Source organism: Clostridium punense, from assembly GCF_017874425.1.
GTDB lineage: Bacteria > Bacillota > Clostridia > Clostridiales > Clostridiaceae > Clostridium_J > Clostridium_J punense.
This window is the reverse complement of sequence record NZ_JAGGLL010000016.1, coordinates 1-13,819: the sequence shown is the minus strand read 5'-3', so window position 1 is coordinate 13,819 and position 13,819 is coordinate 1. Positions and strand designations below refer to the sequence as shown.

Genomic DNA, 13,819 nt, shown 5'->3' with positions numbered 1-13,819 from the left:
TTATATGAAAGACCCATTTAAAAAGTTCAATATCCTGCCATAAGATTTAACTTTATTTTCTTACTCTATGATTCTATCTTCATAAAATCTATAGTAAGTTGCTTTTCTAGAAGCAAGCATTATCTTTGCTCTCTATATCTTTTATGCTTTTAACCTTTTAAAAGCGTCATATGGGATACTAAAAAATAGATTTTCAGTGGGTATATGATAAAACTTTTCAAAGTAGCCCTTTGTGCACACCCCTTCCTCCACCCTTCCCAAATTCTTAAATAATTCTTCACAGGTTAAAATGCCATAACCCCAATCTGGATTTGGGTGAACTATACCTTCATTTTTTATAGTCCCACGGATTAAGTAGGTAGCAATTTTAGAAGAGTACAAGTTAGCATCATTCTTTTCTACAATTCCCCATTCTAGCAAAAGAGCAACCGCCCCAGTAAGTACAGCTCCTGCCACGGCAACTCCACTGGTTACAATCGCTGAATTATTTAGCCCTGTAGTTAAAATATTATAACCATTAACAATTACTGTAGGCTTAATTCTTCCATCTCTGGTGTATCCTCTGCCTGATCCTGGTGGTAAAATGCCATCTTTTTTATTGTAATATCCTGTACAAAGTACATTTCTTCCTGTACATGGCACAGTTAAAGTTGTGTAGATGTCTGGCTTTAAAAATCTTGTTTCCCCTCTTAACAAAGATTTTTGGTGCATCCAAACATCATATCTCCCATTAACCACAATATCGCCAATAAGGTTAACCTGCCAAATTCCTCCTTTAACATTATTAGCTATAAGGATAATTACTTGCTCTCCACCGCTTTCCTGCTGAATATAGTATTGAATTTTAATAAGGCTATCCCCTAACTTTGTTTGAATTTCTCCCTCCTCCATTTTAGGCACTTCTATTTTTCCTGTTTTTTCACCTGTAGGTGTAATGATATTTACAGATACCTTATCAGGTCTTGTAAGCCAAATAGATAAGCAAAATAATCTATCCTTTTCATCTACTTCCACATCTATTTTCCCTATATCCCCTTTTTGTGCTAGTATTCCGCTAGTGTGAGTTCCTTTATCACCCTCAGTCCCTGTGGTAGATGTTATAGCAAATCCTCTTCGCATATTAAAAATATCCAGGTATCTCTCTAAAGTAGTTTGGCCATCATGCCCTCCACAATTGCTTTCAAGTGGTATATATACTACCATAGCCTTATTTTCACTAATTTGAAGTTTATGCAAATACTCAACAGCTGCCGCAATATCAGTGCTTTCATAGATATGACCCTTTCGTTCACTAATGCCATTCATTTCTAAGGTTGCTTGCTTTGCCTCTTTAAGCTTTACAATTGCAAAGTCGCAACGAGGTGCTATGCTTTTAAAAGTATCTTCATTCCCTAAACTTCTTCCTCCTATTATTCCAGCCAGAGCCGTTCCGTGTCCAACTTCATCCCTATGGTCAACAATGCTATATGGGTCCCCACCTCGTCTTTTTATTGCCACAGCACTTGCTATTTTATCTTTTGAAAAATCTGTTCCATATCTCATAGTTTTAGGTGTTGGTCCTTTATAAATTGTTTGATCCCAAATTGCTATAACTCTACTGCTTCCATCTTGTGTCATAAATCTTTCATTTAAATAATCTATTCCTGTACCAATAATTCCTATTATTACGCCTTCACCATTAAGGCTTTCTGGTTTTTTAGGAAAATCAGCATTGTCAAAAGTTTCTGTACCCACCACCCTAAGCTCTGAAAGGGTAAATGGATAACTTTTTTCTATATTCACAATCTCAGGAACTGCCTTAAGTAAGTCTTGAATTCTCCCTTTTTTAACAGCTATGGCAGCAAAGTAGTTTTCTCCCGAAGCATAACCTCTAACGTAATTTAAAGGTTCTAAAGCCTTTAAAATATCTCCTGTGTACTGAACAATGTAATTCTCATAATCCTCACTAGTATATACCGGAAGAAATTTAGACTGACCCTCCCTCAGGCCTTCCCCTAGTTCCTGTGTAACACTCTGTTTTCCCTTCAATTTCTTCTTATCTAAACCCTCATAGTCAAAATTACTATTGACCATAAAAAAATTCATCCCCTCTTCTCTTACTAACAAGCAACATCCTTTCCCTCTATAACCTATCCCAGTTTTTCATATAATTCTACTGGCATCCGAACAAAAATTTTACTTTCCTTGGTTTCTTCGTCTTTAAAACTTCTTTCATCTTTAGGCTTACTAGTAGAAGTTTGCTCCAAAACCTTTGAAAGATTACTAATAGATAGAATACCATAGCCCCATTCTTGGTTAGGAAAAGTTACTCCCTCAATTTTCTTTGTGCTACGAATTATATAATTCCCAGCCTTAGCTGTGAATAAATTCCTATCATTTCCTTGAACTATTCCCCATTGTAGTAAAAGTGCCGTTGCTCCTGTAAGCATTGCCCCTCCTACAGCAGCTCCCTGAACTACTATCATGGCATCTCCCTTTCCCACAGTTAATACATCTACCCCTGCTGCAGTAACTCCTGGTTTAACTCTTTCATCTCTTGTATATCCTCTTCCTGATTTAGGTGCAATAGAATTGCTTCTTTGGTTGTAGTAGGAAGTAGCCATGAGGCTTACTCCAGTAGCTGGTGTGGTTAAAGTTATATATGGGTCTGGGCTTAGGAATCTGGTATTTTCCTTTAAGAGCTTTCTTTGAAGAAGCCAACAATCGTATCTTCCTTCAATTGAATATTCACTAGTCAGAGTAAACTGCCATATACCTCCAATATTTCCACTTCCATAAAAGAATAAAATTTGCTCTCCTCCAGTTTCCTCCTGTATAAATGCCTCCACCTTTACTTGATTATTTGCAAAGTTAACCACTGCCTCTCCTTCTTCAGAAGATGCCATGGGCAGGGTTTCTACTCGTTCCCCTGAAGGTGCAATTATCCCAATTGATACCTTATTAGGCCTCGATATCCAAATAGTCATACAAAAGTTTGTCTCTTCTGGATCTACAGACAAATCTACAACCTTGCTTTTTCCCACTGGTGCTAAAGTTCCGCTTGTGTGAGTACTCCCATCTCCTTCATCTCCACAATCAGTAGCCACAATAAAACCTCTTCTGCTTTGATAGATACGAATGTATCTTTCTAAAGCACTCTCTCCGTCATGTCCTGAACAGTTAGTTCCTAAGGGTAGATAAACTACCATTGGCCTATTAATAGCACGCTGTAGATTGGCTAAATACTTAATTGCAAAACCAATATCAGCACCTTCGTAGATGTTTGCATTGGTATGTCCAATACCACTAACCTGTAGATTTACATGTTTAGCCTTTTTTAATTTTACAATGGCGAAATCGCACTTTGGTGCAACACTAACCAAATCATCATCCACACCAAATTTTCTTCCACCAACAATTCCTGCAATAGAAGTTCCATGCCCTTCTTCATCCCTATGAGGAACAATATCATATGGATTTCTCCCTTGATTCTTTGCTTTTATGGCTTCGTTTATCTGTTCACTATCAAACTCTGTTCCATATCCTATAGTTAAAGAAGGAGCTAATGAGCTTTCTTCTATAGTTTGATCCCAAATTGATACTATTCTTGTTCTGCCATCTTGGGTGGTAAACCTTGAATTTAAGTAATCTATACCTGTGCTAATAATCCCCACTATAACCCCCTCTCCATCTAAAGTTACCCCATCCCTATCAATTGCCTTATTATCATAAGGCCTATCAACCTTTTCTATGTCTGAAAGAGTATATAAATGATTTTTTTCCGTATTAGTTATCTCAGGTATATCCTTAAGTAATTGTTCTACCATTCCACGTTTTACTGCTATTACTGAATAAAAACTTTCAGACTCAATTAACTGAGCATAATCTAACTTTTCAATGGCCCTAGCAATATCCCCTATATATTCCACAATATGAGTTTCATATTCATCACTTAAATAGTAATTTTTCTTATCTTTTAGTATTACTTGTCTATTATGTTTACCTATAAGCTTCCCTTCCCCAAAACACCCCATTATCCCCATTTCAACTCCTCTTAGTTGTTACTTTTTCAATCACTTAACAATATCTATTTGTAAATTATATTAATTCCCCAAAAGTTAATATTCTTATGAAGCTTTAGCAAGCTTTAGGTTGCTTAGCTCTTCAGATTTCAGTGTTCTAAAATTATGTCAGTTCTCATAATATCATTATATTTGCAAACTAAAAATTAGACACTTTTCATAGCAAATAAATTTAAAAATAAAAGAATAGCTTTAAACTATCGTAAAGCTACTCTTTGTTCATTAGCATGATTTAATTCCTTATAAAGTTATTTTTCTCTTTTACTCTTAAATACATTTCCTTGGGAATACTTATATAAATTCCTTGTGAAAGTACACTGTTATTATTATCCTTTTCTACTCTTGTTCTCTTAGATATTTCCTTTAATATCTGAAATATCTTGCTAATTGATAAGACTCCATAGCCTACTTCCCTATTGGGATATGAACCGCCCTCCTGTCTTACAGTTCCAGCAACTAAGTAGTTTCTTATTCTTGACGCAAACATATTAATATCATTTTTATCTACAATTCCCCATTGCAGTAAAATAGCTGTCATACCAATTAGTATTCCGCCTGTTAAAGCATTTCCACTGGCAACCACATATTGATTATTTAATCCTAAAGTTAGTATATTTGTACCTTCGATGCCTATTCCTGGCTTAATTCTTCCATCCCTTGTATATCCTCTTCCAGACTCTGGTGGTACACTACCAGCTACCTCATTAAAATAGGAACTAACTAAAATATTATTAGCAGTGGAAGGAGTCATTAAAGTTGTATTAATATCACTTCTTAAAAATCTAGTATCACCAGTTAGAAGTTCCCTTTGATGCATCCAAGCATCGTAGCGCCCTCCTAATATAGAATCTCCCAAAAGCCTTATTTGCCACACTCCACTAGTTACTCCATAAATTGATAAGATGATAGCCTGGTCTCCTTGACTTTGTTCTTGTATTAAATATCTTACTTCTATAGTAGCTCCTTCTAGATTAACTACCATTATATCCTCTTGTCCTAAAGGTGCAGGTATCCGCTCTACAGTTTTACCACTAGGAGATACAACACCAATAGACACTCTGTCAGCTAAGTTCATGTAAATCCCCATACAAAAGTTTTTTTCTCCCTGTCCTATATTCACCTCTATGGTTTTTACATCCCCTGTAGAGGTTAGGAACCCACTAGCATGAGTATTAGTATTTCCTTGGTTTCCACTGGTAGTTGCCACTACGAAGCCCCTTTGTCTAACTAAAAACTCTATATATCTTTCTAGTGCATCTGAGCCATCATGGCCACCACAATTGCTGCCTAAAGGTACATAGACAACCATAGGTTTTTTCTCTTTAAGTTGGATAGTTGATAGATATTTTAATGCTAGACCTATATCAGTAGTCTCATAAATTCCTTCTTTTCTTTCAGTAACTCCATTGAGCTCTAGAGTGTTATTCTTTGCTTCCTTTAGCTTAACCACTGCAAATTCACACCTTGGGGCTAGACTTACCATATCATCATTATCTTCTAAGTTTCTTGCGCCTGCAATGCCTGCAATAGCAGTTCCCTCTCCCTTATCATCTTTATGATTAACAACCGAGTATGGGTCTCTTCCTTCTTTACTTGTCCTGATAGCTTCATTTATTTTTTCTCTATCAAATTCAGTACCAAAGGTTTCAAGTGGTGGTGGACCCTGCTCTAAAGTTTGATCCCAAATACTTATTATTCTAGTACTTCCATCTTGGGTCATGAATCTTTCATTCAAATAGTCAATACCTGGGCCTACAATTCCAACTATGACATTTTGTCCTTCTAAATCTAACCCGCTTCTATCAAAAACTAGGGGTGAATAGGGTTCATTAGATTTCTCTATATCAGCCATAGTAAACAAATAACTCTTTTGAATATTAGTTATTTCAGGAACATCTTCTAAGAGCCTGCCAAGGGTTCCCTTTTTAATAGACACAATAGCTGCAAAGTTATCTGAAAAGTAAACTACTACATAGTCAATATTCTCAAAGGTTTCAAAAATATTTCCTGTATAATCAACGATGTAATTTTCATAATCCTCATTAAGATAATAGTTTTTAAAAATCTCCTGCTGATTGTTTACATCAGCTATTATTCTTGCACCAGCACCTAGACTAATAAAAAACTTTTGAAAGCTAAATACACCAAAGCCTTCTCTTTCATTTGGATAAGTTACACCTTCTTTTCTTTCAACCCCTTGCACTAAATAGCTTATAATTTTCTGTGGAAATAAATTGATATCATTGTTTCTTACAATCCCCCACTGATATAGTAAGGCTACTGCCCCTGCAAGTAGTGCTCCTGATATAGCTGGTCCACTAGCAACTATATTATTACTTAAAGCCATAGTTAATATATTCTTAGAGGGAACAGTTAGATTAGGTTTAATCCTACCATCCCTCGTGAATCCATTTCCCGACTCTGGTAAAGTAGTTCCTTCAATTTGATTATAAGAAGAACCTACTATGGCATTATTGGCTGTAGCAGGAGTCATTAAGGTAATAGCTGAATTAGGATTAATAAATCTAGTATTCCCCTTTAAAAGCCCTCTTTGAGGGAGCCAGCAATTATACTCACCATCAACTACATTCTCTCCAATAAGTCTAATTCTCCAGGTACCTTCACTTATATTTGTAAATAAAACATCTATCCTTTGGTCGCCAATGCCATCAACCTCAAGAAAATACTGCAATCTAATTCCTGTTTCCCCTAATTTAACATAGGTTTCTGCTCCATTTATAAAGGAGATGTCTATTCTTTCAAAGACTTTTCCCTGTGGATTTTCTACTCCTATGGAAATTCTATCTCTCCTTACTGTATATATAGACAGAAGAAGATTGTCCTGGCCTGGCCCCACAGCCACTTCTACAATGTTATTTCCATCTACTTCTAGTAAGTTTCCACTGGTATGAGTAGCTGTATTTCCTTCTCCACCTGTGCTTAAAACCATAGAAAAGTCTCTTCTATTTGTGAAGAAGTCCAAATACCGCTCTGCTACAGTACCTCCATCATGACCTCCCGAATTAGTACCAATAGTAAGGTACACCACCATAGGCCTTTTTAGTCTTTCTTGGAGTTCTGATAGATACCTCATTGATGAAGTAATATCATTTGAATCATATGCATTTCCCTCATAATCTCCAGCTCCCGCTAATTCTAAATTGCTTTTTTTAGCCTGTTTAAGCTTTACGATTGCAAATTCACAGTTTGGGGCCACACTTGTAAAAATATCTCTTCCACCTAAGTTTCTTCCACCAATAAGTCCTGCCATGGAAGTTCCATGACCAACTTCATCTCTATGGTTAACTATTTCATAGGGATCTCTTCCTATACCTTTGACTTTTATAGCATTATTGATATTTTCCCTAGTAAATTCTGTTCCGAAGAAAAAAGTTGCTGGTTTTGGCCCTTGGTCTAATCCTTGATCCCAAATAGATACAATTCTAGTTTCACCTTTTTCATTTAAGAATCTAGGATTTAGATAATCTATTCCTGTACCCACTATAGCAACTATAACCCCTTCTCCATTTAAAGTAGTATTTTGTTTATTAATAACACTTAAATCTGGTGAGTTATTTTCAATATTAAATGGTGATAAAGTATATATAAAGCTCTTTTCTATATTTACAATTCCAGGTACACTCTCAAGAAGTCTTCTTAACATTCCTTTTTTTACAAAGAGAAGGGCAAAGAACTTATTAAAGAAAAAAACATCTCCAAGGCCTGTTCTTCTTATGCTCTCTGCTACATCTCCCGTATATTCTATAAAATAACTTTCATAGGTTTCATCTGCATAGTAAGCATTAGCCTGTTCTACAGTGGCCCCCTTTTGGCCAGTATTATTTTCAGTTTCTCTGTAAAAATTATTAGAGGTATTATTAATACTCACAAGGATTTACCTCCCATATAATTGCTAAATTATAAATCTTAATGAATTCTTAATTTTTCACATATCTCAACAGGTAATCTTACATATAAGCCCTGTTCCTCAAGGATTTCATTTCCTAACCGTTCTACTTCTAGTTCTTTATTGCTTTTTTCCGGACTTTGCAATAAACTTGTAAACAATTTTTCTATATCTAACTGTCCATACCCCACTTCCGGAGTTGGGTATATTACATTTTGTTGTCTTATGGTGCCACCTATAATATAGTTTCTAGGCCTTTGTGGATACATATCCACATTGTTTCCCTCAATTATTCCCCACTGAAGTAGTAACGCTACCGTTCCAGCAAGTATTCCTCCTGCCATAGCAGCTCCAGTAGCTACAATTAATTTATTATCTAATCCAGTAGTTAAAACATTTGCAGAATTAACAGCAACAGAAGGTTTAATTCTCCCATCCCTTGTAAATCCTCTTCCTGACTCATCTAATATCCTTCCTGTTTGTTGATTAAAGGATGCTGCTACAATGTTATTTATAGCTGTATTTGGAGTCATCATAGTGCAGTAAGGATCGGGATTTAAAAATCTAGTTCCTGGTGCTAATAGTTCCTTCTGAAAGAGCCAAGCATCATACCTTCCAGTTGTTATGAATTCCCCTAGGAGATTTAATCTCCAAACCCCTGGGGTTATGTTTCTAATAATGATATCTAATCTTGCGTCTGGAATTCCTTGCCTTTCCGGAAAAAACTCTATTGTTATATCACTTCCTCCTAAATTAGCTGAGGCTATCTCTCCAATTTTATTGGGCACAGCTATATTTTCCAACTCCTCACCAGTTGGAGTAGTTATGCCAACTCTAATTTTATCTGAGCCTACTATATAAAGAGAAATATCCAAGTTTTTTTCTTCACTATCTACATTTATTTCAATGTTTTTTCTATCACCGGCTCTTATCAATTGGCCACTAGCATGAGTAGCTGTATTTCCTTGATTTCCACTGTCCCCAACATACACGAGGTTCCTTCTTTGGGAAAACAAATCTATATATCTTTCTGTTATGGTGCCTCCATCGTGTCCTCCTAGATTACTTCCCACAGCTAAATAAACCACCACAGGTTTATTTAACCTAAGCTGTAGTTCTGCAAAATACCTAACTGCAGAAGTCATATTATAAGAGCCGTAAACTGTTTCCCGAGGATTTTCAAGTCCAATTGACTGTAAGGTTCTTTGCTTTGCTTTCCTTAGTTTTACTACTGCAAACTCACAGTTAGGAGCTACACTTACTAAATTCTCCGTATTATCTTTACTCCTTCCCCCTACAATACCCGCAATGGCTGTGCCATGGCCTACCTCATCTTTGTGATTCACTATGGCATAGGGATCCCTTCCTTGTCTTTGCTCTTCTAGGGCTATATTAATTTCTTCATTGGTAAATTCTGTACCATGTATGAAGCTTTTGGGAATTGGTCCAGTGTCTACAGTTTGATCCCAAATAGCTACTATTCTAGATTTTCCATCCTCTGCTATGAAGTTTTTATTTAAATAATCAATTCCTGTGCTAATAATACCAACTACAATTCCACTGCCGTCTAGAGGAATATTTCCCTTATTTATAACCTGTGGGTCGTAGGGTAAATCTGATATTTTTAACCCCGATAAAGTAAAAGGGAAAAACCTGATAATATTAGTTAGTTGTGGTACATCCTGTACTAATCTGTTTAACATTCCTGCTTTCACAAGCACTACCGCAAAAAACCTTCCAGGAAAAAATACTGTGGCATAATCCAGTTTATCTATACTCTCTTTAATATCTCCAATATATTCTATATAATAGGATTCATAATCCTCACTAAGATAGAGCTGATTTAACTTTTTTATTTCCTCTTCACTTAATTCGCTTAATAAAGCTCCAGTTTCCATAGTTGTTTCTCTATTTTCCTTGGTTTCCTTAGTTGAAAGCTTTAAATTTTTAAATGCCATAACCCCTTCTCCCTAATTATTGTTATAATTTATTAATGGATTTTAGTAACGCTTTTTATATTATTGCTCCCAAGATTGTATTTCTTATTTTAATGTGCTATATATCTCTTTAGGAATCCTAATATATAGACCTTTATGAAAAATGATTTCACTATGATAAATAATATTACTTCTTTCCATATATTTATGATTTTCTACACTTTCAAAATTTCTTAGGTTCTCCAACTCATGGTACCTATCTCTTTTTTTACTTATAGATATTCTTTCAAGGTTTTCTACAAGGCTTTGAAAACTAAATCTTCCATATCCCCACTCCTCATTTGGATAGGTCCTTCCTTCATCTCTGATAGCTGCTGAAATCATATAAGTTCTTATTTTAGGAGGATAAAGATTGATATCATTTCTTCTAACGGCTCCCCACTCATATATCATTGCCACCGCCCCCGCAAGAAGCGCACCACCTACAGCTGCACCTGTTACTACTATGGGTGTATTATTTAAACCTACCGTCAAAGCATTTAACCCTGCAGTTGCAAAAGAAGGCTTTATATTTCCATCCCTTGTAAAACCTCTTCCTGATTCTAAAATCACTGTGTTATTATCTTGATTATAGTATGCAGTAGTTAAAATATTCCTAGCAGTACCTGGAGTCATTAAGGTTATACTAGGATCTGGTTCTAAAAATCTGGTTTCTTTTCTTAACAGCTCCTTCTGAAGAAGCCAAATATCATATTTCCCCTTAACTATATACTCACCTGAAATCCCAATTACCCAAGATCCCCCTGGTGCGTTTCTAATTAATACATCTACTCTTTCATCTCCAATGCTTTGAAGTTCCTCAAAGTATTGAACAGTTATTGTGCTCTGTCCTAAACTAAAGGTAAGACTTTCCCCATTTACTGTTGGAATGGTTAGAGCTTTTATGGTTTCTCCCGTTGGAGAAGTTAATTGTAGAGATATCCTATCTGATTTAAAGTTATATATAGAAAAATATAGACTCCCCTCATTGAAATCTACATTTAGTGGAACAATATTCTCCTCCCCAGTCCTATATAAAATACCACTGGCATGACCTTCTGCTGCCCCTTGATTTCCTGTGCTACAAACTACGGAAAAATCCCTTCTTTGAGAATAATAATCTATATGTCTTTCCACTACCGTTTGACCATTCTTTCCACCTGAGTTACTACCCAACGCTAAATAAACCACCATTGGTTTATTCTCTCTCTGTTGCAGTTCCGATAAGAATCTTATTGATGCTGATATGTCTGAATCCTGATATACAGGCACTTCTCTTCTATCTATACCACTTAATCTTAAAGTATTATTCTTAGCTTCCTTAAGCTTTACAATTGCAAAGTCACATTTTGGAACTACACTGATTAAAGGTTCCCCTGGCTCAAGGGTTCCCCCTCCAATAATCCCTGCAATAGCAGTACCATGACCAATAGTATCCTTATGATTAACTACTTCATAGGGATCTTCTCCTAAATTTCTTCTCTTTAAGGCCTCATTTATCTCTTTTTGTGAAAATTCTCTGCCAAAGAAAAAACTTTGTGGATATGGACCTTCCTGTAAGGTTTGATCCCAGATAGCTACTACTCTACTAGTCCCATCATCTTTTATAAACCTTGGATTTAAATAATCTATTCCAGTACTTATTATACCAACTATGACCCCCTCACCTTGAAGAGTGGTGTTTCCCTTATCAATTACATTGCTACTATATAAATCATTAGAAATTTCAAGCTCTGAAAGAGTATAAGGAAATCCCTTTTGTATATTTACAATTTCGGGAACTTCCTTTACAACTTCATTAAACCTTCCATTCTCCACGAATAGCATTGCAAAAAATCTTCCTGTTAGATATACATGAGCAAAGGGTATGTTTCTTATTCTACTTAAAATATCACCTACATACTCAATAAAGTAAACCTCATAATCTTCACTCAAGTAATAGTACTTGGTCTCTTCTACACTGAGATTACTAGGCCTTTCTTCACTAGTTTCCCTATCTATATCCCATTTTTCTCTTATTCCATCCTCTTTATCTTCAATGAATTTAATCCCTCTATCTCTTATGAGTCCCTTTGCTTTAATGTCATCACTATCCATTATTTACCCCGCCCCTTATTCCTTACTAGCAAATGATTTCCAAGCCTTAAATATATATCCTCTGGAATACTTATAAATAATCCTTCTATGACCTTCCTTAAAGAATCCTCTTGTGTACTAATTACTATGGGCTTTTTCTTTTTTTTCTCCTTTGCTTCAACTATTTTATTTAAGTTATCAAGAAGCTTATTGAAGTTAAATCTTCCATAACCCCACTGTTGATTTGGATAAATGCTATCCTCATCTCTTAAGCTAGCTGAGATTATGTAGCTCCTTAACTTGGGCTGATACATATCTATATCATTCTTTTCTACAATTCCCCACTGATAAATCATTGCAATGGCTCCAGTAAGCAATGCTCCTGCTATAGCTGCCCCACTAGCTACTATGGTAGAGTTATTTAGTCCTGAAGTTAAAAAATTTATAGACTCCATGGTTGTAGTAGGCTTAATTGCTCCATAACGAGTAAATCCTCTTCCTGACTCATTAATTACACTATTATCCCTCTGATCGTAATACGAGGTAGTTATGGAGTTTTGAGCTGTAGAAGGTGTCATCAATGTAATATTTATGTCTGGATTTAAAAATATTGTCTCTTTTTCAATTAACTCTTTTTGAAGAAGCCACAAATCATATCTTCCATTGGAAATATACGCTCCTTTTAAATCTATATACCACGATCCTCCTAATGCATTTCTTATTAATACGTCTACCCGCTGTACCCCTCCACCACGATTTTCCTCAAAATATTGCACAGTTATATTGCTATTGTCTATAGTAAAATCAAGGGATGCTCCATTTCTAGTAGGTATAATTAAAGTTTCTAGCCTTTCCCCTGTTGGTGAAGTTAGTCCAATATTTACTTTGTCTGGTTTATTTGTATACATGGAAAAGCTTACATTTCCTTCTCCTTCCGCTACACTTAGAGGAATTGTTTTTTTACTACCAGTACCTTCTAAGATTCCACTAGCATGCCCTGATGCTGCTCCTTGATTGCCAGTATTACAACTTACAATAAAATCTCTTCGTAAAGCTACAAAGTCCATATACCTTTCTAATACAGTTTCCCCTCCGTGCCCCCCTGAATTGCTACCTAAAGCTAAATAAACTACTATAGGTCTTTTTACTATACCCTGAAGGGTCCTAAAGTATCTTATCCCTGCAGATATATCTGTATCTTGATATATATTTTTCCCATTTCTCTCTATACCATCTAGCCTTAACATATTTTCCTTTGCTTCTCTGAGCTTCACTATAGAAAATTCACATTCTGGAACCACACTTTGAAGTTTATCTCCATCTCCAAGATTCCTTCCTCCAATAATTCCAGCAATGGCAGTGCCATGCCCTATATTATCTTTGTGATTAACAATAGCATAAGGATCTTCTCCTAAAGCTTGCTTTTGAAGTGCCTCATTAATATCTTCCCGCTTAAATTCAGTACCTCTTATAAAAGTCTCTGGTGGGGGCCCTTCTTTTACAGTCTGATCCCAAATACTAATAATTCTTGTACTTCCGTCTATGTTCATAAATCTTGGATTTAAATAATCTATTCCTGTGCTAATAATTCCTACTATTACACCCTTTCCATTCAGAAAGGTGCTTTGTATATCCAAAGATTCATAAACACTTAATTCCTCACTTACTTTTAAATCAGAAAGTGTAAAGGGAAAGGCCTTTTGAATATATATGTTTTAATTAAGAAAATTCATCCCTAAAAATACCACTAATATAAAACTATATAAAAATCCAAAATAATAAAAATAAATTATGCGAGG

The 13,819-nt window shown here is 35.6% G+C and carries 6 protein-coding genes; all 6 read right to left on the bottom strand.

The features are described from left to right. Positions 1 to 141: 141 nt before the first annotated feature. Complete coding sequence (locus J2Z44_RS10900; RefSeq protein WP_152513215.1) at positions 142 to 2,085, bottom strand: S8 family peptidase; 1,944 nt, start codon at positions 2,083 to 2,085, stop codon at positions 142 to 144. 44 nt (positions 2,086 to 2,129) lie between these two features. After that, a complete protein-coding gene (locus J2Z44_RS10895; RefSeq protein ID WP_209649568.1) occupies positions 2,130 to 4,022 on the bottom strand; it encodes a S8 family peptidase in 1,893 nt (630 codons plus the stop codon). Between the two features lie 271 nt (positions 4,023 to 4,293). After that, a complete protein-coding gene (locus J2Z44_RS10890; protein ID WP_021281840.1) occupies positions 4,294 to 7,950 on the bottom strand; it encodes a S8 family peptidase in 3,657 nt (1,218 codons plus the stop codon). 38 nt (positions 7,951 to 7,988) lie between these two features. Further along, on the bottom strand, positions 7,989 to 9,926 hold the full coding sequence (locus tag J2Z44_RS10885) for a S8 family peptidase (RefSeq protein WP_021281839.1): 1,938 nt from the start codon (positions 9,924 to 9,926) through the stop codon (positions 7,989 to 7,991). Positions 9,927 to 10,010: 84 nt separating this feature from the next. After that, positions 10,011 to 12,041, bottom strand: a complete 2,031-nt coding sequence (locus tag J2Z44_RS10880; RefSeq protein WP_021281838.1) for a S8 family peptidase — start codon at positions 12,039 to 12,041, stop codon at positions 10,011 to 10,013. Next, a complete protein-coding gene (locus tag J2Z44_RS10875; protein WP_021281837.1) occupies positions 12,041 to 13,657 on the bottom strand; it encodes a S8 family peptidase in 1,617 nt (538 codons plus the stop codon). Before J2Z44_RS10875 ends, J2Z44_RS10880 begins: the two co-directional genes overlap by 1 nt. Between the last annotated feature and the right edge of the window lie 162 nt (positions 13,658 to 13,819).

Bases quoted from the DNA above. Each gene is read 5' to 3' on its own strand.
- J2Z44_RS10900 (WP_152513215.1), bottom strand. From the start codon at position 2,085: ATGAATTTTTTTATGGTCAATAGTAATTTTGACTATGAGGGTTTAGAT.
- J2Z44_RS10895 (WP_209649568.1), bottom strand. From the start codon at position 4,022: ATGGGGATAATGGGGTGTTTTGGGGAAGGGAAGCTTATAGGTAAACAT.
- J2Z44_RS10885 (WP_021281839.1), bottom strand. From the start codon at position 9,926: ATGGCATTTAAAAATTTAAAGCTTTCAACTAAGGAAACCAAGGAAAAT.
- J2Z44_RS10880 (WP_021281838.1), bottom strand. From the start codon at position 12,041: ATGGATAGTGATGACATTAAAGCAAAGGGACTCATAAGAGATAGAGGG.